This window comes from Acidovorax sp. 93 (assembly GCF_003633835.1).
Taxonomy (GTDB): Bacteria; Pseudomonadota; Gammaproteobacteria; order Burkholderiales; family Burkholderiaceae_C; genus Acidovorax; species Acidovorax facilis.
Map to the genome: position 1 here is coordinate 5107501 of NZ_RBIT01000001.1, position 23070 is coordinate 5130570.

The following is a 23070-nucleotide window of genomic DNA, read 5'->3' on the forward strand; positions in this document are numbered from 1 at the left end:
TGCCCCAAGTAGGTGAACCTGTACAAGGCGAGCCCAACGGGGTTGCAAAAAATCGGTGGCTGCGACTGTTTAATAAAAACACAGCACTCTGCAAACACGAAAGTGGACGTATAGGGTGTGACGCCTGCCCGGTGCTGGAAGATTAAATGATGGGGTGCAAGCTCTTGATTGAAGTCCCAGTAAACGGCGGCCGTAACTATAACGGTCCTAAGGTAGCGAAATTCCTTGTCGGGTAAGTTCCGACCTGCACGAATGGCGTAACGATGGCCACACTGTCTCCTCCTGAGACTCAGCGAAGTTGAAATGTTTGTGATGATGCAATCTCCCCGCGGAAAGACGGAAAGACCCCATGAACCTTTACTGTAGCTTTGTATTGGACTTTGAACAGATCTGTGTAGGATAGGTGGGAGGCTTTGAAGTGATGTCGCTAGATGTCATGGAGCCAACGTTGAAATACCACCCTGGTGTGTTTGAGGTTCTAACCTAGGTCCATTATCTGGATCGGGGACAGTGCATGGTAGGCAGTTTGACTGGGGCGGTCTCCTCCCAAAGCGTAACGGAGGAGTTCGAAGGTACGCTAGTTACGGTCGGACATCGTGACGATAGTGCAATGGCATAAGCGTGCTTAACTGCGAGACTGACAAGTCGAGCAGATGCGAAAGCAGGACATAGTGATCCGGTGGTTCTGTATGGAAGGGCCATCGCTCAACGGATAAAAGGTACTCTGGGGATAACAGGCTGATACCGCCCAAGAGTTCATATCGACGGCGGTGTTTGGCACCTCGATGTCGGCTCATCTCATCCTGGGGCTGTAGCCGGTCCCAAGGGTATGGCTGTTCGCCATTTAAAGAGGTACGTGAGCTGGGTTTAAAACGTCGTGAGACAGTTTGGTCCCTATCTTCCGTGGGCGCTGCAGATTTGAGGAAGCCTGCTCCTAGTACGAGAGGACCGGAGTGGACACACCTCTGGTGTATCGGTTGTCACGCCAGTGGCATTGCCGAGTAGCTAAGTGTGGAAGAGATAACCGCTGAAAGCATCTAAGCGGGAAACTCGTTTCAAGATGAGATCTGCCGGGGCCTTGAGCCCCCTAAAGAGTCGTTCAAGACCAGGACGTTGATAGGTCAGGTGTGGAAGCGCAGTAATGCGTTAAGCTAACTGATACTAATTGCTCGTGCGGCTTGACCCTATAACTTTGATAGCCAATATGCAAACCGTAAGGAATGTGTGAAAAGCTCAAAGATTGTTATGCCAAGTTGACGCAGTCAAAAGACACAAAAATCTGATTCCAAACTCTATGAATTCGCTGAGCTGTTCCTTGAACAGCTCAGCACCAAGTTATGCCTGATGACCATAGCAAGTTGGTACCACTCCTTCCCATCCCGAACAGGACAGTGAAACGACTTTGCGCCGATGATAGTGCGGGTTCCCGTGTGAAAGTAGGTCATCGTCAGGCTCTTACAGCCCAGAAAACCCCAGTCATATTTGACTGGGGTTTTTTGCTTTGGGGGATCCAAAAACGGATCAAGTGCAGCGGATTGCTTTATGCGTTCCGGTTCAACAGCCCAACTAGCCCGTCTCACTCTGCTTGTGCCGACCAGGCGTGCGCGACATCTCACAAGCCTTGTAGGCCTTGATCAGCATTTATACGCGTGCGGGGTTGGGCTTGGCATCCGTTGGCCACTCAATGAGCGCGTGTCGTTGAGGTATTGGATACGTCTATACACTGTTCGGTGCGCGAAATCTCTGCACCCCGGCTTGGTCGAGAAAGCGCTCCAACTTCCCATCCATCCACAGATGGTGCAGATGCGCCAGTGCCTCACCCATGGCAAAAGTCATCTGATGGGTGTCCAGCTTGCGTTGAAAGAGAATCGGCAAAGTATCTGCAGCGCTCAAGGAACGATCATGGGCTGCTTGCAAGATCTCCGAGAGCCGTTCCCGGTGGTGGTCTTGCAATTGGGCAATGCGTGTGGCCAAGCCTATAAACGGCTTGCCATGCGATGGGAGCACTAATGTGCTTTCCGGCAGATCCAGATACCGCAACAGCGAAGTCAAGAACAACTGCAGTGGATTGGCTTCGGGCTCGCTGGCATGGACGCTGACATTGGTCGAGATGCGCGGTAGCACCATGTCACCGCTGATCAAGGTGGTCAACTCAGCACAAAACAGCGCTATATGCTCGGGCGCGTGTCCGTAGCCGCTGATGCAACGCCACGCCCGGCCCCCGATGTCCAGCGTGTCTCCATCCATGATTCGGCGAAAGCGGGGTGGCAGCGCGGGCACGAGGGTCGGGAAATACGATGCGCGCCCACGTACATGGGCTAAAAAGGATGGGTCTTGTGCGCCATGCAGCGCATAAAAATCCGCCCCTGCTTCTCCGCCAAACCCTTGCGGGTCATAGACAGCGACCCGAGCCACGTTGTAGTCGGTGGCACTGATCCACAAGCGCACATCCCATCGCTCGCACAGCCAATGGGCCAAGCCGATATGGTCTGGATGCATGTGGGTCACGATGACGCGCAAGATAGGTAAGCCACCCAGGCAGTTCACGAAAATCTGCTCCCACTGCGCACGGGTCGCAGCACTGTCGATGCAGCAGTCCACCACGGTCCACCCGTCCAGCATGACACCGCCAGCGCCCAGTTGTCGGTCGCGCAGCAGCCACAGATTGATGTGATCCAGTGCAAAGGGAAGACCCATGCGAATCCAGTGGACTCCCGGCGCGATCTCGATGGAGCCGCCCTCGGAAGGGAGCGCGTCGCCAAGCGGGTAGTGGATCTGGTGTTCGAGTGGATTCATGGCGAAGGAGTGATGGGTTAGCATTGACGTTAACGTAAACGTCATGCATTCGATGCATTGTAGGGAGCTGCCGCCACCGGGCTGTCTCCTGCGCGAAACCGATACTGCTGTGTGCAGCACCCACCATGGCCAACACTTACACCATCAGCGACCTTGCCAAAGAGTTCGATCTCACCACCCGGGCGATCCGTTTTTATGAAGACATGGGCTTGCTGCAGCCTGAGCGGACTGGATCTGCCGGACGCAACCGCGTGTACAGCGCACGCGACCGCACCCGGCTCCGCCTGACGCTGCGGGCCAAGCGCCTGGGCCTTTCACTGACGGAAGCCAAGGAGATCATTGACCTTTATGACAGCCCCCGTGATACGGGCGTTCAGCTGCGCAAATTCCTCGACGTGTTGGTGGTCCATCGCAAGCAGCTCGAAGAGCAGATGGCCGATTTGCAGGCCAACCTGGAAGAGGTGCGCGAGCACGAAGAAGAGGCGCGCTCGCTGCTGGCCAAGGTAGAAAAGCAAAATTGATTCATAATTGACGTTTACGTAAACGTAAATCAGGAGACTGTTGTGAGGACGCCCCCTTTTGAGCCGCGTTGCGCTGACTTTGCCGACCGCGTGCGCGACAGTTTTGTGCGCCAGGGCGCCATGCAGACCCTTGGCGCCTCGCTGGGCCTTGTGGCGCCAGGTGCCGTGGACATCGAACTCCCTTGGGCGGTCGGGCTGACCCAGCAGCACGGATTTCTCCATGCGGGCATGGTGGCCACAGCGCTGGATTCGGCGTGTGGATATGCCGGTTTCACCCTGATGGCGGTCGACGCTGCTGTGCTCACCATCGAGTTCAAGATCAATTTGCTGGCCCCCGCCAAGGGCGAGCGATTTCGCATGGAAGGGCGGGTGCTGAAGCCCGGCCGCACCATCACCGTGTGCGAAGGCCGCGCTTTCGCCATCGACGGCAGCCAAGAAAAACTCATCGCCACCATGGGGTGCACCCTCATGGCGGTCACAGGACGCGACAACATTCAGGGCTGAATCCGGCCCATTTCCCTACCTTTTACGAGGAGACATTCCCCATGAGCATTCCCGCCAACCTTCCCGGCCTGAACTTCCAACTGGGCGAGGACATCGACGCCCTGCGCGACGCCGTGCGCGACTTCGCACAGGCTGAGATCGCCCCCCGCGCGGCGGAGATTGACCGCAATGACCAGTTCCCCATGGACCTGTGGCGCAAGATGGGCGACTTGGGCGTACTCGGCATCACGGTGCCCGAGCAATACGGCGGCGCAGCCATGGGCTACCTGGCCCACATGGTGGCCATGGAAGAAATCTCGCGCGCTAGCGCCTCGGTGGGCTTGTCTTATGGCGCCCACAGCAACCTGTGCGTGAACCAGATCAACCGCAACGGCAGCGAGGCACAAAAAGCCAAGTACCTGCCCAAGCTCATCAGCGGCGAACATGTGGGCGCGCTGGCCATGAGCGAACCCGGCGCGGGCTCGGACGTGATCAGCATGAAGCTCAAGGCCGAGGACAAGGGCGGCTACTACCTGCTCAATGGCAGCAAGATGTGGATCACTAACGGCCCTGATGCAGACACCCTGGTGGTGTATGCCAAGACCGAGCCTGAACTGGGCGCGCGCGGCGTGACCGCCTTCCTGATCGAGAAGGGGATGAAGGGCTTTTCGATCGCGCAGAAGCTCGACAAGCTGGGCATGCGCGGCAGCCATACGGGCGAGTTGGTGTTCCAGGACGTCGAGGTGCCCGCAGAGAACGTGCTCGGTGGCCTGAACCAGGGCGCGAAGGTGCTCATGAGTGGCCTGGACTACGAACGTGCGGTGTTGACCGGCGGCCCGCTGGGCATCATGCAGTCCGTGATGGACAGCGTCATCCCTTACATTCACGACCGCAAGCAGTTCGGCCAGAGCATTGGCGAGTTCCAGCTCATCCAGGGCAAGGTGGCCGACATGTACACCGTGCTGCAGGCGGGGCGCTCGTTTGCCTACACGGTGGCCAAGAACCTCGATATGCTCGGCACCGACCATGTGCGCCAAGTGCGCAAGGATTGCGCCAGCGTGATCCTCTGGTGTGCCGAGAAGGCCACCTGGATGGCGGGCGAAGGCGTGCAGATTTATGGTGGCAACGGCTACATCAACGAATACCCGCTGGGCCGCCTCTGGCGCGATGCCAAGCTGTATGAGATTGGTGCGGGCACGAGCGAAATTCGTCGCATGCTGATCGGCCGTGAGCTGTTTGCTGAAACCTGCTGATCTTCTATCTAATCATTGATACCCAAGGACAACATGCCCTCCTCCATCGAAGACCTGTTTGTTCACAACCGCGCCTGGGCGGCCCAGATGGAGCGCGAGCGGCCCGGCTTCTTCACCAGCCTGCTGGCGCAGCAAAAGCCCAAGTACATGTGGATCGGTTGCTCCGACAGCCGGGTGCCTGCCAACCAGATCACCGGCCTGGAGCCCGGTGAAGTGTTTGTGCACCGCAATGTGGCCAACGTTGTTGTGCCTACCGACCTGAACTGCCTGTCGACTATCCAGTACGCGGTGGATCAATTGCACATCGAGCACCTGATGGTGGTGGGGCACTACGGCTGTGGTGGCGTGCTGGCGGCGTTGGAGGGCACGCGCGTCGGTCTGGCCGACAACTGGATCCGCCATGTGCAGGATGTGCGTGACCGCCACCGTGACCTGATTGCCGCCACCGCCCCGGAGTGGCGCCATGACGTGTTGTGCGAACTCAATGCCATCGAGCAGGTCGTCAACATTGCCCAGACCACGGTGATGCTCGACGCCTGGGGCCGGGGCCAGAAGGTTACGCTGCACGGCTGGTGTTATGGGCTCAAGGATGGTCTCATCAACAACCTGCACATGTCCGTGGGCAGCACCGAAGGCCTGGACTCGCTGTACAAGGCCGCAATCGCCGGTGTGGCTGCCGTCAAAAGGCAATAGCCAACCACCGCATCCCCTCAACGGCAGAGCACCCGCCATGTTCCCGCAACGGCTTGACGCTCCCCAGGCCTACGGCATTGCCAAGGCCATGATGGATGGCTTCAACCGGCACTACCGGTTGTTCCGCACCGAGTCCGCGCGGGCCAAGCACCGCTTTGAAACCGGCGACTGGCACGGCCAGCAGCGGGCCCAGCGCGAGCGTATCGAGTTCTACGACCTGCGCGTGAAAGAGTGTGTGCGCAGGTTAGAGAAAGAGTTCGAGGCGGGTGCACAGCCCATGGACGTGTGGCACCAGGTCAAGCTGCACTACATCGGCCTCTTGGTCAACCACCACCAGCCCGAACTGGCCGAGACCTTCTTCAACTCGGTCACCACCAAGATCCTGCACCGCACGCATTTCCACAACGACTTCATCTTTGTGCGGCCTGCGGTCAGTACCGAATACATCGAAAACGAAGAGCCCGCAGCGCGCCCCACCTACCGCGCCTATTACCCGTCGCGGGACACGCTGGGCGAGACCTTCCAGGTCATCATCGAGAACTTCCAGCTGCAGCGTGAATTTGCGGACTTGGGCCGAGACACCGCCTGCGTGGTGGGCGCTATGCGAGGCCGGCTCGACAAAGTGAGGCTGCGCGCCAACTTCCAGATCCAGGTGCTCACCAGCCTGTTCTTTCGCAACAAAGGCGCCTATGTCGTGGGCAAGATCATCAACGGCTTCAACGAAGTGCCGTTTGCGCTGCCCATCCTGCACGACGACAACGGCAGGCTGTTTATCGACGCGGCCCTGTTTGGCGAAGATGACATGCAGATGCTGTTCAGCTTCGCACGCGCCTACTTCATGGTCGACATGGAGGTGCCCAGCGCCTACGTGCAGTTCCTGCGCAGCCTCATGCCGCGCAAGCCGCGGGCCGAGATCTACAACGCCCTGGGCCTGGCCAAGCAGGGCAAGACGCTGTTCTACCGCGACTTTCTGTACCACCTGAAGCACTCCAGCGACCAGTTCCGCATCGCGCCCGGCATCAAGGGCATGGTGATGCTGGTGTTCGACCTGCCGAGCTTTCCCTTCGTGTTCAAGCTCATCAAGGACTACTTCCCGCATCAGAAGGAAACCACGCGCGAGCAGGTCAAGGCCAAGTACCTGCTGGTCAAGCAGCACGACCGTGTGGGCCGCATGGCCGACACGCTCGAATACAGCGAGGTGGCCTTTCCGCGCAGCCGGTTCGACGATGCCCTCATTGCCGAGATCGAGAAGTTCGCCCCCAGCCAGCTCGAAATCAGCGACCGCGACGGCGACGGCCAGACGGAGGTGATCATCAAGCACCTGTATATCGAGCGGCGCATGATCCCGCTCAACATCTACCTGCAGGAAGCCTTCGACACCGGCCTGTCAGACCCGCGCGCGCGCCAGCAGATGGAGCACAGCGTCATCGAATACGGCAACGCCATCAAGGACCTCGTGGCCGCCAACATCTTCCCGGGCGACATGCTCTGGAAGAACTTTGGCGTCACGCGCAACGGCAAGGTTGTGTTCTACGACTACGACGAGATCGAATACCTCACCGACTGCAACTTCCGCCGCGTGCCCACGCCGCGCAATGAAGAAGAGGAAATGAGCGGCGAGGTCTGGTACAGCGTCGGCCCGCGCGATGTGTTCCCTGAAACCTTCGGCCCCTTCCTGCTCGGCAACGATGCCGTGCGCGAGGTGTTCATGCAGCACCACGCCGATCTGCTCGACGCTGCCTTCTGGCAGTCGCACCAGGAACGCATCCGGGCGGGCCACATGTTTGACGTCTTTCCCTACGACACAGACCGGCGCTTTGCGCATGGCTCAGCAGTCCGGTAGCCCCCAGCATTCACCCCTCCCCAACATTTCATCCGAACCATTTCACAGGAGACCATCACCATGTCTGCATCCACCCAAGACCCCATCGTCATCGTCGGCGCCGCACGCACCCCCATGGGCTCGCTGCAGGGCGACTTTTCCAGCCTGGCCGCGCACGACCTGGGCGGCGCCGCCATCAAGGCCGCCATCGAGCGTGCCGGTGTGTCGCCTGACGCCGTGGGCGAAGTGCTGTTCGGCAACTGCCTGATGGCTGGGCAGGGCCAGGCACCCGCGCGCCAGGCGGCGTTCAAGGGCGGCCTGCCCAAGGGCGCTGGCGCCGTCACGCTCAGCAAGATGTGCGGATCGGGCATGAAGGCCGCGATGATGGCGCACGACATGCTGCTGGCTGGCACGCACGACGTGATGGTGGCAGGCGGCATGGAGAGCATGACCAACGCCCCCTACCTGCTGCAAAAAGGCCGGGGCGGCTACCGACTGGGCCATGACCGCATCTTTGATCACATGATGCTCGACGGCCTGGAAGACGCTTACGAAGCGGGCCGCAGCATGGGCACCTTTGGCGAAGACTGCGCCGCCAAGTACCAGTTCACCCGCGAGCAGCAGGACGCGTTTGCCACCGCCAGCGTGCAGCGCGCCAAGGCGGCCACCGAGACCGGCGCGTTCGCGGCCGAGATCGTGCCCGTCACCGTCAAGACCCGCGCGGGCGAAGCCGTGGTGTCGGTGGACGAAGGCCCCGGCAAGGTCAAGCTCGAAAAGATCCCTACGCTCAAGCCCGCGTTCAAAAAAGACGGCACCATCACCGCCGCGTCCAGCTCCAGCATCAACGATGGCGCCGCCGCGCTGGTGATGATGCGCGAATCCACCGCGAAGAAGCTGGGTTGCAAGCCCCTGGCCCGCATCGTGTGCCACGCCACGCATGCGCAAGAGCCCGAGTGGTTCGCCACTGCCCCGTTGGGGGCCACGCAGAAGGCGCTGGCCAAGGCCGGCTGGCAGGTTGGCGATGTGCAGCTGTGGGAGATCAATGAAGCCTTCGCGGTGGTGCCCATGGCGCTGATGAAGGAACTCGACCTGCCCCACGACAAGGTCAACGTGAACGGCGGCGCCTGCGCTCTGGGCCACCCCATCGGCGCCAGCGGTGCGCGCATCATGGTGACGCTGATGTACGCGCTCAAGGCGCGCGGCCTGACCAAGGGCCTGGCCACGCTGTGCATCGGCGGCGGCGAGGCCACGGCCGTGGCGCTCGAACTGGTCTGACGATGGAGAGGGATGGGATGATTCCCATCTCTTCACAAGGACCGCGATGACCGCACCATCTCCCAAGATCACCACCTTCTGGCGTGAATTTGTCGATGCCCAGGCATCGCTCCAGGCCCAGCCTCTGCGCGAGCGGGTCGAGTCGGCCAACGTGCTCATCGAGCGTCACCTGAGCGGCCTGGCGCTGGAGATGTCTGGCGGCGACAGCGATGCGGTGGTGGATCTCATCGTCACCGCCCACGGCAGCATCGACAACTTTCCGTTGCTGATGGAGGTGGTGGCTGCCGCACCCGCGCTGCAGAACTACCGGGTGCGCGCGTTTCGCGAGCGTACCTCGCAGCCCGACTTTCCCATCGGCATGGAGGGCTTTGAGCTGTCCACATCGGAGGTGCTGGTCGCCTGCGGACAGGACGATGGCCAGGCCGCGCTGGAGATCCGCTTTGGCCGCGAGATCCCCAGCGACTACCAGGACCACGCGCGCAACATGGCGTTCATCATGCTCGACCATGTTCTGGGCGAATACGACTTCGCCGTCAAGGTGGGCGCGGTGGATTTTGTGGAGGAAGCCTCCGACCCGCTGGCACCCTGGGTGCCCCTGAGCCAGTTTGTGCCGGTGTTCGACCGCTATTGGGTGGACACCCTGGGCCGCACCAGCGACTTCCCTGCGGGCGAGCACGACTGGTCGGGCATGACCTTGTCGTTTGGCGGGCAGGACGATGAGGATGGCAGCGGTGACGAGGCTGAAGATAAGGCCATTGTCATGGTCAACCGCAGTGCCAACCCTGTGGCCATGCGCGCCGATCTGGCCTACGCGCTGACCCTGGACCTGGCCGTGGGCAACCGCGATCAGCTGGCCGCCGTGCAAGACCTGCAGGACCAGGCAGCCACGCTGCTCGCGCTGCCGCAGCTGGGCATCATGGCCTACACACTGACCCGCGCGGGGCGCCGCAAGGCCGTGTATTACGTGGGCGACAAGCAGCTGGCCATGCAGACGCTCGCACCTTTGCTGCTGCGCGACGAGGCCGAATCGCTGGAGCTGACCTTCGCGTTTGATCCCGCATGGTCAGGCTATTTCGAGTTTGCCGTGCATTGCCCGTGAACTCTTTCAACCCCTTGCAGGCCACACCATGATCGAAACGCCCGAACAATTGCGCACCCTGTACGCAGCCCCCGGCGAGCGGGCCCTGCGCAAGCAACAACCGCAGCTGGATGGGCACTGCCAGCGCTTCATTGCCCTGTCGCCGTTCTGCGTGGTGGCCAGTGGTGGCGCCCATGGTGCGCTGCTCGATGCCTCGCCGCGCGGCGGTGCGCCGGGCTTTGTGAAGTCACCCGATCCCCACACCCTGCTGCTGCCCGATGCGGGCGGCAACAACCGGCTCGACACCCTGACCAACCTGCTGAGTGACCCGCGCATCGGCCTGCTGTTCATGATCCCTGGTGTGGATGAAACCCTGCGGGTGAATGGCACCGCACGCCTGCGCGACGAAGCGCTGTATACCGACTTCTTCACGGCCGAGCGCCAGCGCCCAAAGATAGTGATCGAAGTGCGCGTCGCCGAGGCCTACCTGCACTGCTCCAAGGCCTTCATGCGCTCGCGGCTGTGGTCCGCCGATGCGCAGGTGGACCGCGCGCAACTGCCCACCATGGGCCAGATGATTCACGACCAGATGGGCCTTGCGACCGAGCCCGATTCGCAAGTGGCGATGCTGCAGCGCTACCGCGCCCAACTGGCGCAAGAGCAGCAACTCGGCGACGCTTGAGGGGATTGATGTTGAATACTTCTGTTTTGATAGCTTTCAGCGTTTGATGGATAAGCGCTAGAGCCCAATTTCACCCAAATTTCTTCTATGAAATCCATATTGGTCATCGGCGCATCGCGTGGCATTGGGCTGGAGCTGGTGCGCCAGTACACCGAGGCGGGTCGCCGCGTCATCGCTACTGTGCGCGACGATGCGGGCCGCGAGCGGGTACAGGCCCTGGGCGCCCAGGTGTTGACCGTGGACGTGGCCAACCCTGCCAGCGTCAGCGGGCTGGCTTGGCAACTGGAGGGCGAAAAGATCGAGACCGCCTGGTATGTGGCCGGTGTCATCCGCCGCCCCAATGCGCTCACGCCGCCCACCCAGCAGGACTTCGATGCCGTGATGCACACCAACGTGCTGGGCGCCATGCAGACACTGCCGCAGGTTGCGCCCCTGGTGGCCGACGCGCAGGGCGTGTTCGCTTTCTTGTCTTCGTCCATGTCGCAGATTGGCAGCGTTCCCAACAGCGGCTCCTGGCTGTACCGGACCAGCAAGGCGGCGCTGAACATGGCCATCGCATCCGCCCAACACGACTACCCGAACGCCACCCTCATCACCATCGACCCCGGCTGGGTGCAGACCGACATGGGCGGCGAAGGCGCTGCGCTGACCGTGCAGGACAGCGTGCGCGGCCTGCGCGCCACCGTGGCGGGCGTCACGGCCGCCGACAAAGGCCGCCTGCTGCACCACGACGGGCGCCGCGCCACGCACTGGTAGCCTGGCGGCTATCAGGCTGCCGGATCGATGCAAGATTTGGACTGGCGCCCGGTGGAGTGGATCCGCAAAATTGCGTGGCGCTGGCTGCCTGAAAACGGCTTCCTGCGCGGGCTGGCTAAAGAGAGGGCCAGCTCCATGCAACCCAACCGGGAGTCCAAAAAATGTGTGATTGTCTTGCTACCCCGGCGGCGCTTGCGCCGTCCCGCCGCCGCCTTCTGGGCGGTGCCGCAGCCTTGGCTGCCCTGGCCTCCAGCGCCCGCGTGCTGGCTGCAGACACCCCTTTGCCCGACAACCGCATCGGCCCCGACGCAGCGCTTGCGCGGCTGGTGCAGGGCAATGCCCGCTACGTGGCGGGCCGTTCCACGCAGCGCGACTTTTCGGTGGGCCGGGTGGCGCGCACCACCGGGCAGCGGCCCTTTGCGGCCATCCTGAGCTGCGCGGATTCGCGCATTGCACCCGAGCTGGCGTTTGACCAGGGGCCCGGCGATCTGTTCGTGGTGCGGCTGGCGGGCAACTTCCTGAACGACGATGCGCTGGCCAGCATGGAATATGCGATCGAGGTTCTGCAGGTGCCGCTCATCCTCGTGCTCGGGCACAGCAACTGCGGCGCTGTTTCCGCCACCATCAAGGTGGTGCAGGAAGGCACCCAGCTGCCCGGCCATCTGCCGGGGCTGGTCAACGCCATCCGCCCGGCCGTCGAGGCGGCGCAGCGCCGCCAGCCCGCCAACTTGCTGGTGGCCGCCACCGAGCAGAACGTGCGGCTCAATGTGGCCCGGTTGACCACCTCCGAACCCCTCCTGGCCGGGCGCATGGCCAGCGGCGCCATCCGCGCCGTGGGGGGCGTGTACGAGCTGTCCAGCGGCAAGGTCTCGCTGGTCTAGCCCCCGGGTACGCAGGAGCACGTAGTCCGCCCGCCCTTAGCGGGCGCGCCCGCAGACGCGGGCAAAATTGCATGTTGACTCGCCGGTAGGTGCCTGGGCATCCAGAGCCTGCCGGCGCCGAACGATCCCAAGGAGACAACATGCTGCTGACCCAAGACCAGGAAATGATCCGCGACGCGGTGCGCGACTTTGCGCAAGAACAGCTGTGGCCCCACGCCGCGCGCTGGGACAAGGAACACCACTTCCCCAAAGAGGCGCACCAGGGCCTGGCTGCACTGGGTGCCTACGGCATCTGCGTGCCCGAAGAGTTCGGCGGTGCCAACCTGGACTACGTGACGCTGGCGCTGGTGCTGGAAGAAATCGCCGCCGGTGATGGTGGCACCAGCACGGCCATCAGCGTGACCAACTGCCCCGTCAACGCCATCCTCATGCGTTATGGCAATGCACAGCAAAAGCGCGACTGGCTCACGCCGCTGGCGCGCGGCGAAATGCTGGGCGCCTTCTGCCTGACCGAGCCGCATGTGGGTTCCGACGCCTCCGCACTGCGCACCACCGCCGTCAAGCAGGGCGACGAATATGTGATCAACGGCGTCAAGCAGTTCATCACCAGCGGCAAGAACGGCCATGTGGCCATCGTCATTGCCGTGACCGACAAGGGGGCGGGCAAGAAGGGCATGAGCGCCTTTCTCGTGCCCACCAGCAACCCCGGCTATGTGGTGGCGCGGCTCGAAGACAAGCTGGGCCAGCACAGCAGCGACACGGCGCAGATCAACTTCGACAACTGCCGCATCCCGGCCGAGAACCTCATCGGCACCGAGGGCGAGGGCTACAAGATCGCCCTGGGCGCGCTCGAAGGCGGGCGCATCGGCATTGCCGCGCAGAGCGTGGGCATGGCGCGTAGCGCGTTTGATGCGGCGCTGGTGTATTCGAAGGAGCGCGAGAGCTTTGGCACCGCCATCTTCAACCACCAGGCCGTGGGCTTTCGCCTGGCCGACTGCGCCACGCAGATCGAAGCCGCGCGCCAGCTCATCTGGCACGCCGCCGCGCTGCGCGACGCAGGCCGCCCGTGCCTGAAGGAAGCCGCCATGGCCAAGCTGTTTGCCAGCGAGATGGCCGAGCGCGTGTGCAGCGCCGCCATCCAGACGCTGGGCGGCTACGGCGTGGTGAACGACTTCCCGGTGGAGCGCATCTACCGCGACGTGCGTGTGTGCCAGATCTACGAAGGCACGAGCGACGTGCAGAAGATCATCATCCAGCGCGCGCTGGCCTGAGCCTGCTGGGCGCCATTGTCGGCGCCGCGACTGCTGCCTCCGTGCGGTGGTGACGGTTGCGCTGTGAGTGGGGCCGCAGCAGATGCGCTCTCAGTCATGCCCTGGTCGCTGCCCGACGTACTCCCAAGCGCTGCCACGCGCCGGCGTCAACACGCAACCCTCCCAAAGTAGGGGGTGTTTGGTACGGGAAGATGCCAACATCGGCCCGATGAACTCCGAACGCGTGCTCTCCTGGGACACCCTGGCACCCGCCGCCCAGCTGCAGTTGTTGGGCAACAGCTTCATGCGGGTGCGCGACGGCTGCACTGTCATGCCGCTGCTGGGGCTGCCGGGCTTGGCCTGGCTGTATTCGCTGGGCTTGTGGCCCCCTGGCATCACGCTGTGGTGGGGGGCGTCGTTGTTGCTGGTGGGGGCTGTGTGGGGCGTATGGGGCCTGTGGCAGCGGGCCCTGAAGCAGCGCGACAGCCACGGTGCGGCAACGCTGCTGGCCGTTTGGTTGCCTCGTGTGCAAGCGCTGGCGGCGTTGTACGGCGCGTTGGTGATGAGTTCTGCGGCCTCCGCTGGGCCCGACACGCCCTTTGAACTGCGCGTGGTGTTCATCTGTGGCTCCACGCTGGTGGTGTCGGCGCATGCCGCGCACCAGTCGGCGGCGCTGGTGGTTTTCAAGCGGTTCTTTTTCACCAGCTACGCGGTCAGCCTGTTGTCGGTGCCCTATGTGTTTCCCGATCACTGGCCGTACCTGTTGCCCATGCATCTGGCGTTTGGCGTGTTCTTTCGCAATGCGAGCATCAGCCATCAGTTCTTTCTGAGCAATGTGGACCTGACGGAGCGGTTCCGTGCCGCCAAGGGCGAGGCCGAGCAGGCGCTGGCTGTGAAGAACTAGTTCCTCGCCACCGCCAGCCACGACCTGCGCCAGCCCGTGCATGCCGTGGGGCTGCTGGCCGAATCCATCGCGCTGCGCAACCGGGACCCGGCGCTGGATGCCACGCTGCAGAACCTGCGCCAGGGCGTGCAGTCGCTGCAATGGATGTGCAATGCGCTGCTGGACCTGTCGCGCATCGAAGCGGGGGCCGTGCAGGCAAGGCCCCAGGCGGTGGCCCTGGCGCCGCTGCTGCGCGAAGTCGCCACGCTGCTGGGGGAATCTGCGCGCACCCGGGGCCTGGTGCTGCGCCTGCGCCCGCCACCGGCCAGCGCCCGGGTGCAGGCCGACCCGATGCTGCTGCGCCAGTGCGTGGTGAACCTGGTGCACAACGCGCTGCGGTACACGCAGCGTGGCGGCGTGCTGCTGGCTGTGCGCCGCCGCGCCGGGCACTGGCAGGTGGAGGTGTGGGACACCGGCCCCGGCGTTGCCGCCGAGGAGCGCGAGCGGATCTTCTCGCCCTTCACCCGCAGTGCCTCGGCGCGCGTGGCAGACGATGCAGGCTACGGCCTGGGCCTGGCTGTGGTGGCGCGCTGCGCCGAGCTGATGGATGCGCCCCTGGGCCTGGTGTCGCGCCTGGGGCGCGGCTCGCGGTTCTGGCTGCGGCTGCCGCCTGCCACGTCCAGCGCAGTGGTCGTTGCGCCAACGCCCGCCACCGTGGCGCGCCAGGGCGGCCTGCAGGGCCGCTGCCTGGTGGTGGAGGACGACCCGCAGGTGGCCGCAGGCTGGCAGCAACTGCTGCAGGACTGGGGCGTGCAGGTGCGCTGCGCGGCCGATGGTGCCGAGGCACTGGGTTGGCTGGAACAGGGCTTCACGCCGCAGGCCATCTTCTGCGACCAGCGTTTGCGCTCCGGCGAGAGTGGGTTCGCCTTGCTCCAGCGCCTGCAGGCGCTGTGCCCTGACGCCGCGCTGGCCATGGTCAGCGGTGAATGGGATTCGCCCGCGCTGCGCCAGGCGGAAGAAGAGGGCTACCTGGTGCTGCGCAAGCCGGTGGCGCCGGAACAGCTGCACGCCTTGTTGCGGCAATGGCTACCTGATTCGTCTGAAGACTATAAAAAAAATAGCTGCTAGCGCTTATTGGTAAAGCGCTGAAGGTTGTTTTGATTGATTTTTCTGCTGGCCCAGCCACTGGGCCAGCACCGCCTGCAACTCCACGGGGCTCACCGGCTTGCGCAGCACCAGGTAGCCCTCGTCCTCGGCATCCTGCAAGGCGGGCGCGTTGTGCTCGCCGCTGACCATGGCGCCGCGTGCAGCGGGGCAGCGGGCCAGCAGGGCGCGCAGCACGTCAAAGCCGCTCTCGCCCGTGTGCAGCCGCTGGTCGCAGAAGATGGCATCCGGCTCGAACCCTTCGTCGAGCTGGGCATGCGCCTCGGCCGTGGTGGTGGCGTATGCCGCCGTCACGCCCCAGGCCTCCAGCATGGCGCGCCAGGCCTTGATCACCTGGCGGTCGTCGTCCAGTACCAGGCAGCGGCCTTGCAGCGAGCGCATTGCCGTCTCGTCGCGGTGAAAGGCCACCGGGTCGGGTGGCACGACCGTCGCCGTAGCCGCAGCGGTGTGGGCCTGCAGCCGCAGCCAGAAGCATGAGCCCCGCCCCGCTTGCGACACCAGGCCGTGGGTGGCGCCCATCTGTTCGGCGCAGCGCGCCACCACGGCCAGCCCCAGGCCGTGTCCGGCGTCGTTCATCTGGTCCGCCCGCTCCCCTCGGTAATAGGGGCTGAACACCCGGTACTGGTCCGCCACGGTGATGCCGACGCCGGTGTCCCGCACTTCCACCAGCCAGTCGCTGCCGCGCGCCCGCACGCTCACCAGCACCTTGCCTTGGGGCGTGTAGCGGATCGCGTTCTGCACCAGGTTGGCCAGCGCCTGGCGCAGCAGCACCGGTTCTGCCCACACGGTAGCTCCGCCACGCGGCACCCATAGCCGCAGGGCCAGCCCGCCGAGGCTGGCCTGCTCACGGAACAGGCGCACCACGTCCGCGAGCAGTCCGCTCAGGTCCACCACGCCCTTGGCGCCCAGCGGCTGGCCGGATTCCAGGCGGGCCAGGTCCAGCAGCGCGTTGAACAGCTGGTTCATGGCCTGCATGCTGTTGCGCAGGTCGGCAACCAGGGGGCGAAGAACCGGGTCGCTGTTGCGCAGGCTGATCGCCTCGACCATCAGCGACATGGCATGCACGGGCTGGCGCAGGTCGTGGCTGGCGGTGGCGAGGAACAGGTTCTTCTCGGCCAGTGCGCCTTCGGCCTGCCGCCGGGCTGCCGCCAAGGCCGCGTTGGCCGTGCGGGTGCGACGGTACTGCCAAAAGCTGGCGCCCGCCGCCAGCAGGGCCAGCGCCACCGTGGCGGCCAGGCCGATCTGCTGCATGCGGCGCACACGCAGCTCGGCATCCTGCACCCGATTGGCCTGCGCCAGCTGCTCGATCTGGCGCTGCCGTTCAGCGCTGTCAAAGCGCTCCTGCAGCGCGGCCACGGCCTGGTCGCGCTCGGTATGGAACAGCTCCTTGGCCAGCGCTTGCTGCTTGCGCGTGGTGGCCATGGCTTCGCGGTACAGGCCGGCTTGCTCGTACATGCGCGAGAGCTCGCCCAGCAGCAGCTCTTCCATGGGCAGGGACCCCGCTTCGTGCACAAACCGAATGCCCGCCTCCACCTCGTGCACGCCAGCCGCAATGCGGCCCTGGCCCATCAGCGCAAAGCCCAGGTTGGCCTGCGCCATTGCGGCCCCGTTCAGCTCGTGCGCGTCGCGGTACGCTGCCAGTGCCTCGCGCATCACGGGCTCGGCCGCGGCATAGGCCTTGCGCTGCAGCAGGACGTCGCCCAGATTGTTCAGCGCCGTGGCCTGGAGCCCGGTGAGCCCGCCGGCGCGGGCGATCTGCAGGGACTGCCGGTAGGCGGCCACGGCGGTGTCGAGGTTGCCCTGCACGTTTTCCACATTGCCACGGTGCAGGTGCAGCCAGCCCAGCGCCTGCTGGGCGTTCAGCTTTTCGGCCAGCGGCAGCGTCTCGCGAATGGTCTGCAGCGCGCGGTCGGGGTTCTTCATGTCGAAGTGCAGCAGCTCCAGGTGGGTGCGCGACCGCAGCTCGGATGTGGCTGCCTGGCGCGGCAGCGTGCGCGAGAGTTCCAGGCTGCGCAGCAGGTGGGTCATCGCCGCTTCGAACTGGCCGTTGCTGCTGTGCAGGGCACCCAGCGTCAAGTGGTAGAGCCAGCGCACCCAGGGGTCGGGCACCTGCTCCGCCGCGCCCGCTTCGCGCGCCAGGGCGTCCAGCCCGGCGCGTGTCTTGCCCGCCACGGCCCATTGCCGGGCCTCGAAGCAGATGGCCAGCACCTGCGTCGAGGCATCGCTGTGCGCAGCCGCAAGCGCTCTCAGTTGCGCTATGCCCTCGGTTACCACCGCAGCCTGCCCGGTCTCGAAGGCTGCGTCCGTCAGCGCCGCCAGGTAGGTGCGCCGGGTCGCGACATCGGCCGCGTTGGCAAAGCGGGTGGCGGCGGCCTGCAGCGCCTGCACGGCTTCGGCGCTGTTGCGTTGCGACAGGGTCTGCAGCCGGTCCAGCTCTGCCAGGTCCGGGTTCGGTACCTGTGCCCCTGCGGGCAGTGCCGTCTGCAGGCACAAGGCCGCGACCAGCACCACGGCCCGGACAAGGCGCATCAGGACAGCTCCAACCGCCGGCCGCGCAACAGGGTGATGGCCTCGATTCGCGTGCGCACCCGCAGCCGCTCCAGGATGCCCGTCACGTGCTCCTTCACGGTGCTCTCGGCAATGTCCAGCTGCAAGGCGATGCGCTTGTTGGGCAGCCCCTGCAGCACCAGCGCGAGGATCTGGCCCTGGCGGGTGGACAACCCCAGCTCGGCCGGAGTCACCGGCAGATCGCGGCTGCGCGGCGGCTGGCTGCCCAGCAGGCCCGGCTCAAACCAGACCAGCCCGCTCAGCAAGGCTTCCACCGCCAGACCAAAGGTCTCAGGCGCTGCTTGTTTGTGGATGAAGCCCTGTGCGCCTGCCTGCCGGGCCTGCTCCATCACGGCGGGGTCATCGTCGCCGCTGATCACGGCGATGGGCATCCCGGGGCAGTGGCTGCGCACCTGGGCGATCAGGCCCACCGCAGCGCCTTCCGCCAGCCAGAAGTCGATGAGCGCGATGGCCGGTGTGCCCCGCATTTCCACCCTGCGCAGAAGGTCGTCCGCCCCTGCGGCCTCTACCACCTCCATCTGCGGCAGGCGTGCGCGCAGGAACTCGGCCATGCCGTGCGCCACGAGCGGATGGTCGTCCAGGATGAGCGCGTAAGGGGAAGTGGGGGCCATGTAGTGGGAGAGGGTGGCTGCGCCTTGCGGCGCAGGCGCGCTGACAGCGCGGAGGTAGGGCAAATTCTGCCAAGTGTTGAGCAGGATGGACGGCGCGCAAACCCTACCAGGGTAGGGTTCCGTACCGCAGGAGGTGCTGCACAGAATCCGCCCTTCATTCACGATCAAGAGGTTTCTGTTCATGACACGACAAGCAAGCGCAATGGGTGCTGGGCGCACTGGGCATTCCGTACGGCCCCTCTTCCGCTGGGCACCCCTTGGCTTGGCGGCCGCCTTGCTGGTGGGTTGTGGCGGTAGTGACGATGACAACAATGGCACGCCGCCGCCTACCGCAGGCGCGTTCAGCATTGGCGGTGCGGTCACGGGCCTGGGCGCTGGCAAGACGGTGACGCTGCAAAACACTGGCAAGGACGACCTGACGATCAATGCCAACGGCAACTTCGTCTTCGTGACGCGCCTGGACAGTGGCATTGCCTATGCCGTCACCGTCAAGACCCAGCCCAGCGGCCAGCGTTGCACGGTGACCCAGGGCACGGGCACCGCCACCGCCAACGTCAGCAACGTGCAGGTGCGCTGTGAGAACCTGGCGGCCGCCACCTATACGGTTGGCGGTTCAGTGACCGGTCTGGCGGGTGGCACGCTGGTGCTGCAGAACAACGGGGGCGATGACCTCTCGGTCTCCAGCAACGGCGGCTTCACGTTCGGCACTGCGCTGGCCGGCGGCACGGGCTATGCGGTCACAGTGCGCACGCAGCCTTCCGGCCAGAGCTGCACGGTGCGCAATGGCTCCGGCAGCGTGGTCTCTGCCAACGTGGGCTCGGTGGAGGTGAGCTGCGGCACGGTGGTGGCCTTGCCCGAAGGCGACTGGAAGCAGGAGCTGTGCGTAGTGGTGCGGCCCGGCACCTGGGGCCGCTCGCTGTGGCGCATCACCCGCCAGGGGGACAATCGCGTGACGGGACAGATCGGTGTGGCCACCTATGCTGACGCCAACTGCACGGGCGCTGGCACGGTGGCAGGCCCTCTGACCGGTGTGGGCAATGTGGCGTTCGACCGTAACGGCAGCACGGCCACGCTGACCGCGTTCTGGGGCCTGTGGACCCAACCGTCAGGCCTGACATCGCGCGCCGTCTGGGCCCGCAAGGGGAGCCGCCTGTGCATCTTTGGTGACCAGATACCCACGGCCTTCCCAACGGCGGTCAGTGTGGAGAGCTACGTGGACACCGTTCTGCCCAACAAGACCTGCTACACGCAAAACTGAGCCTAGGACAACGCCGTGCTTTGCAATTGCGCCAGCGTCACGAACTCCAGCGCGCGCGCATGTGTGCATTCCAGGATCACGGGAGGCGCCACACCCGCCTCGTAGGCCTCCTTCCAGCGCAAGACGCACAGGCACCAACGGTTGTTGGGCTGCAGCCCTGCAAAGCGGGATTCGGGCCGGGGGGTGATGAGGTCGTTGCCCCGCGACAGCGAAAAGTCCAGAAACGCCTGTGTCATGCGTGCGCAGATCACGTGGGTGCCGTGGTCTTGCTCGTCGGTGTTGCAGCAGCCGTCGCGGTAGTAGCCGGTCAGTGGGTCGTAGGAGCAGGGCATCAGCAAGGTGCCCAGAACGTTCAGTGCAGTCATATCGCGTCGCGTAAGTCGCGTGGGTTGTGAGGGGCGGTGAGGGTGCAGACCGTTGGGGTGGGCGCGGGGCGGGTCAGCCAACCTCGCCACGACGGCGCAGCACTACGGTGATCTGCCCGTTGGTCTCGATGGTGGCGCGTTCCACTTCGTGCGCGTGCAGGCAGCCGCCTGCGCGCAGTGCGGCCTCCACGTCGTCGCGGGTCAGCAGCTCCTTGCGCATCAGCGCCTGGTTCAGTTCGCCCTGGTGGATCAGCACCTGGGCCTTGCCGTCCACCCAGCGCCCGATGCGCGGGAAGTGGAACGCCAACCGCGCCAGCGCCACATGCAGCAGCATGAGCGTGCTGGCCGAGATCAGCCCGCCCACCAGCGAGTTGTCGCCCGCGTTCATCGAGTTCTGCACCGCGTTCGACAGGATCAGCAACAGGATCAGGTCAAACGGCTCGTACTGCCCCGTCTGCCGCTTGCCCGACAGGCGCATGAACACCAGCAAGAACAGGTACACCACCACGCCGCGCAGCACAAACTCCCACCACGGCACGCTCATTTGCCACATTGCAAGGTTCCTTGTTGGATGCTTGGGTGGGGGCAGTCTACGGCCTGCGGCTTGCCCCTCATTCGCTGAGCGAAAATCCCGGCAATTCCCCGCACGGCTCCGGCACAGTGCGCCACTCACTGCAGTGGTGGCCGCGTGGGCATCATCTGCCGTCCCCCACCGAAAGTACCGCACCATGCAACGCCGCCAATTTCACCAAGCCAGCCTCGTGGCTGCCCTGCTGTGCGCCACCGGCCAGCGGGCCTGGGCCCTGTCGCTGGGTGACCTTACCAATGCCGATGCCGCCAGCGGCCTCAAAGCCGCGCTGGGCCAGGGCGCCCAGGCGGCGGTCGCCCTGCTGGGGCGGCCTGACGGGTTTCTGGGCAACCCCCAGGTGCGCATCGGCCTGCCGGGCTCCCTGGACGACGCCGCCAAGGTCATGAAGTCTCTGGGCCAGGGGCGGCGCATCGACGAGTTGGTCACCTCCATCAACCGCGCCGCCGAAGCCGCCGTGCCCATGGGCAAAGACCTGCTGGTGGGCGCCGTGCAGAAGATGACGGTGACCGATGCCAAGAACATCCTGACCGGCGGCAGCACCTCGGTCACCGCCTTTTTTGCCGACAAGACGCGCACGCCGCTCTCCGAACGCTTCCTGCCCGTGGTGAACCAGGCCACCGAAAAAGTCGGCCTCACCCAGAAGTACAACGCCTTTGCGGGCAAGGCAGCGAGCTTTGGCCTGCTCAAACCCGAGGAGGCCAACCTTGCGCAGTACGTCACCGGCAAGACGCTCGACGGCCTGTACTTCATGATCGGCGAGGAAGAGCGCCGCATCCGTCAGAACCCGGCCGGTGCAGGCAGCGCCATCGCCCGCAAGGTCTTTGGTGCGCTGAGATGAAGCTCCCCCTGAGTCGCTTCGCGCCATCCCCCTCTCTCGCTGCGCGGGAGGGGGACGCACCCAGTGGCCTGGCAAAGCCAGTTCCATGGGTGCACTCGCCTCGCGCAGCGCCCGTTTCCATCGGTGGGGCGCGCATCGCCTGCGTGCCTTCCTGCATCCGTCCATGAACCATAACGACCCCTGCCCCTGCGGCCGTACCCAAGCCGCACCCGGCAAAAGCGCCAAGGCTGCGGCCTTGTCCTATGGGGAATGCTGCGGCAGCTACCTCGACCACTGGGACGGCGCTGCCGCCCCCGACGCCGAAAGCCTCATGCGGTCACGCTACACCGCCTTTGTCCTCGAACGTGGCGACTACCTGCAGGCCACCTGGCACCCCGGCACCCGGCCAGCGGCCCTCGATTTCGACCCCGGCACGAAGTGGCTGGGGCTGGAAGTGCGCAGCCACCTCAGCACAGGCGAAGACCGCGCCGAGGTGGAGTTTGTCGCGCGCTACCGCGTGGGCGGCCGCGCCGTGCGCCTGCACGAGACCAGCCGCTTCGTGCGCGAAGACGGGCGCTGGTTCTATGTGGATGGCGATATCCACTCCTAAAAATTTGATAAAAATGACCTCCAGCGCTTTACCAATAAGCGCGAACAGCTATGAAATTTGAAGCAATCTTGTTTGACTGCGATGGTGTGCTGGTCGACAGCGAACCCATCACCAACGGCGTGCTGCGCGACATGCTCAACGAAGCGGGCTGGGCCCTGAATGCCGACGAATGCATGCGCATCTTTATTGGCAAAACGGTGCGCAGCGAGGCCGCCCGCATCGAGGCCCACACCGGCCGCCCGCTGACCGATGCGTGGATGGCCGACTTCTATGCGCGGCGCAATGCCGAGCTGGACCAGCGCCTCACCGCCATCGAACACATCCACGGCACCATCGAAAGGGTGCACGCCCACCATGGCGGGCGCATTGCCTGCGCCTCGGGTGCCGACCGGCACAAGGTCGAGATGCAGTTGGCCAAGGTGGGGCTCACACCGTACTTTGCCGGGCGGGTGTTCAGCGGCCACGAGATGCCCGCCACCAAGCCCGCGCCCGACGTCTATCTGGCGGCGGCTGCGGCCCTGCAGGTGGCGCCCGGGCGCTGCGCCGTGGTGGAAGACACCGTGACGGGCGTGACCGCAGGCGTGGCCGCAGGCGCCACGGTGTTTGCCTATGCGCCGCTGGACGATGGCGAGGCCCTGCGTGCAGCAGGCGCAGCGCAGGTGTTTCGCAGTATGGCCGAGTTGCCTGCGCTGCTGGGCTGCTGAAACACGCAAGA

At 64.6% G+C, this 23070-nt stretch carries 22 protein-coding genes, 2 rRNA genes and 1 pseudogene (1 of these 25 only partly in view); 20 read left to right on the forward strand and 5 right to left on the reverse strand.

What is annotated here, in order from left to right; genetic code table 11:
• Both C8C93_RS23425 and rrf read left to right on the forward strand, forming a co-directional pair.
• Window positions 1-1186: ribosomal RNA gene (locus C8C93_RS23425) — 23S ribosomal RNA — on the forward strand; it begins 1693 nt to the left of the window's first position.
• Between the two features lie 154 nt (window positions 1187-1340).
• Window positions 1341-1453, forward strand: a 5S ribosomal RNA gene (gene rrf, locus C8C93_RS23430).
• A gap of 263 nt (window positions 1454-1716) precedes the next feature.
• On the opposite strand, the gene C8C93_RS23435 is transcribed toward rrf, so the two are convergent.
• Window positions 1717-2796: an MBL fold metallo-hydrolase gene (locus C8C93_RS23435; protein ID WP_121508953.1), complete on the reverse strand. Its 1080-nt coding sequence runs from the start codon at window positions 2794-2796 to the stop codon at window positions 1717-1719.
• A 125-nt stretch (window positions 2797-2921) separates the two neighbouring features.
• Here C8C93_RS23435 and C8C93_RS23440 point away from each other — a divergent pair, with 125 nt between their 5' ends.
• From C8C93_RS23440 to C8C93_RS25505, 14 genes and pseudogenes are all read left to right on the forward strand, one after another.
• Window positions 2922-3317, forward strand: coding sequence for a MerR family DNA-binding transcriptional regulator (locus tag C8C93_RS23440; RefSeq protein WP_121421270.1), 396 nt, complete (start codon window positions 2922-2924; stop codon window positions 3315-3317).
• A gap of 42 nt (window positions 3318-3359) precedes the next feature.
• Window positions 3360-3821, forward strand: a complete 462-nt coding sequence (locus tag C8C93_RS23445; protein WP_121508467.1) for a PaaI family thioesterase — start codon at window positions 3360-3362, stop codon at window positions 3819-3821.
• 41 nt (window positions 3822-3862) lie between these two features.
• Window positions 3863-5053: an isovaleryl-CoA dehydrogenase gene (locus C8C93_RS23450; RefSeq protein ID WP_121508468.1), complete on the forward strand. Its 1191-nt coding sequence runs from the start codon at window positions 3863-3865 to the stop codon at window positions 5051-5053.
• 33 nt (window positions 5054-5086) lie between these two features.
• Entirely contained in the window at window positions 5087-5746 is a 660-nt protein-coding gene (can, locus tag C8C93_RS23455; protein ID WP_121421267.1) for a carbonate dehydratase, read from the forward strand.
• 37 nt (window positions 5747-5783) lie between these two features.
• On the forward strand, window positions 5784-7589 hold the full coding sequence (gene aceK, locus C8C93_RS23460; protein WP_121421266.1) for a bifunctional isocitrate dehydrogenase kinase/phosphatase: 1806 nt from the start codon (window positions 5784-5786) through the stop codon (window positions 7587-7589).
• A gap of 60 nt (window positions 7590-7649) precedes the next feature.
• Window positions 7650-8843: an acetyl-CoA C-acyltransferase gene (locus C8C93_RS23465; protein ID WP_121508469.1), complete on the forward strand. Its 1194-nt coding sequence runs from the start codon at window positions 7650-7652 to the stop codon at window positions 8841-8843.
• A 46-nt stretch (window positions 8844-8889) separates the two neighbouring features.
• Window positions 8890-9942 carry a DUF695 domain-containing protein gene (locus C8C93_RS23470; RefSeq protein ID WP_121508470.1) on the forward strand — a complete coding sequence of 351 codons (1053 nt, stop codon included), beginning with the start codon at window positions 8890-8892 and terminating at the stop codon, window positions 9940-9942.
• 28 nt (window positions 9943-9970) lie between these two features.
• Window positions 9971-10603, forward strand: coding sequence for a pyridoxamine 5'-phosphate oxidase family protein (locus C8C93_RS23475; RefSeq protein ID WP_121508471.1), 633 nt, complete (start codon window positions 9971-9973; stop codon window positions 10601-10603).
• A gap of 87 nt (window positions 10604-10690) precedes the next feature.
• A complete protein-coding gene (locus C8C93_RS23480) occupies window positions 10691-11359 on the forward strand; it encodes an SDR family oxidoreductase (RefSeq protein WP_121508472.1) in 669 nt (222 codons plus the stop codon).
• A gap of 161 nt (window positions 11360-11520) precedes the next feature.
• The gene (locus tag C8C93_RS23485) at window positions 11521-12240 is read left to right on the forward strand and encodes a carbonic anhydrase (protein ID WP_055393000.1); all 720 of its coding nucleotides are present in this window, start codon (window positions 11521-11523) and stop codon (window positions 12238-12240) included.
• Between the two features lie 140 nt (window positions 12241-12380).
• Complete coding sequence (locus C8C93_RS23490; RefSeq protein WP_121508473.1) at window positions 12381-13511, forward strand: acyl-CoA dehydrogenase family protein; 1131 nt, start codon at window positions 12381-12383, stop codon at window positions 13509-13511.
• A 208-nt stretch (window positions 13512-13719) separates the two neighbouring features.
• Window positions 13720-14394, forward strand: coding sequence for a hypothetical protein (locus C8C93_RS25500; protein ID WP_233559548.1), 675 nt, complete (start codon window positions 13720-13722; stop codon window positions 14392-14394).
• Window positions 14395-14406: 12 nt separating this feature from the next.
• Window positions 14407-14568: pseudogene (locus tag C8C93_RS25580) on the forward strand (histidine kinase dimerization/phospho-acceptor domain-containing protein); the annotation flags it as partial.
• A 156-nt stretch (window positions 14569-14724) separates the two neighbouring features.
• Window positions 14725-15501 carry an ATP-binding protein gene (locus C8C93_RS25505; protein ID WP_255424306.1) on the forward strand — a complete coding sequence of 259 codons (777 nt, stop codon included), beginning with the start codon at window positions 14725-14727 and terminating at the stop codon, window positions 15499-15501.
• Window positions 15502-15504: 3 nt separating this feature from the next.
• On the opposite strand, the gene C8C93_RS23500 is transcribed toward C8C93_RS25505, so the two are convergent.
• Both C8C93_RS23500 and C8C93_RS23505 read right to left on the reverse strand, forming a co-directional pair.
• On the reverse strand, window positions 15505-18066 hold the full coding sequence (locus tag C8C93_RS23500) for an ATP-binding protein (RefSeq protein ID WP_121508474.1): 2562 nt from the start codon (window positions 18064-18066) through the stop codon (window positions 15505-15507).
• Complete coding sequence (locus C8C93_RS23505) at window positions 18066-18716, reverse strand: response regulator transcription factor (RefSeq protein ID WP_121508954.1); 651 nt, start codon at window positions 18714-18716, stop codon at window positions 18066-18068. Before C8C93_RS23505 ends, C8C93_RS23500 begins: the two co-directional genes overlap by 1 nt.
• 181 nt (window positions 18717-18897) lie before the next feature.
• Between C8C93_RS23505 and C8C93_RS23510 the strand changes: the two genes are divergently transcribed.
• Window positions 18898-19974, forward strand: a complete 1077-nt coding sequence (locus C8C93_RS23510; RefSeq protein WP_121508475.1) for a hypothetical protein — start codon at window positions 18898-18900, stop codon at window positions 19972-19974.
• A gap of 2 nt (window positions 19975-19976) precedes the next feature.
• On the opposite strand, the gene C8C93_RS23515 is transcribed toward C8C93_RS23510, so the two are convergent.
• Both C8C93_RS23515 and C8C93_RS23520 read right to left on the reverse strand, forming a co-directional pair.
• On the reverse strand, window positions 19977-20339 hold the full coding sequence (locus tag C8C93_RS23515; RefSeq protein ID WP_055393012.1) for a DUF2237 family protein: 363 nt from the start codon (window positions 20337-20339) through the stop codon (window positions 19977-19979).
• 73 nt (window positions 20340-20412) lie between these two features.
• Window positions 20413-20892 (reverse strand): DUF421 domain-containing protein, encoded by a 480-nt coding sequence (locus C8C93_RS23520; protein ID WP_121421258.1) that lies wholly within the window; start codon window positions 20890-20892, stop codon window positions 20413-20415.
• Between the two features lie 175 nt (window positions 20893-21067).
• Between C8C93_RS23520 and C8C93_RS23525 the strand changes: the two genes are divergently transcribed.
• From C8C93_RS23525 to C8C93_RS23535, 3 genes are all read left to right on the forward strand, one after another.
• Window positions 21068-21766 carry a DUF4197 domain-containing protein gene (locus C8C93_RS23525; RefSeq protein ID WP_121508476.1) on the forward strand — a complete coding sequence of 233 codons (699 nt, stop codon included), beginning with the start codon at window positions 21068-21070 and terminating at the stop codon, window positions 21764-21766.
• Between the two features lie 163 nt (window positions 21767-21929).
• Window positions 21930-22355, forward strand: coding sequence for a YchJ family protein (locus C8C93_RS23530; RefSeq protein ID WP_158603291.1), 426 nt, complete (start codon window positions 21930-21932; stop codon window positions 22353-22355).
• A 50-nt stretch (window positions 22356-22405) separates the two neighbouring features.
• Window positions 22406-23059, forward strand: coding sequence for an HAD family phosphatase (locus C8C93_RS23535; protein WP_121508477.1), 654 nt, complete (start codon window positions 22406-22408; stop codon window positions 23057-23059).
• Window positions 23060-23070: the final 11 nt, after the last annotated feature.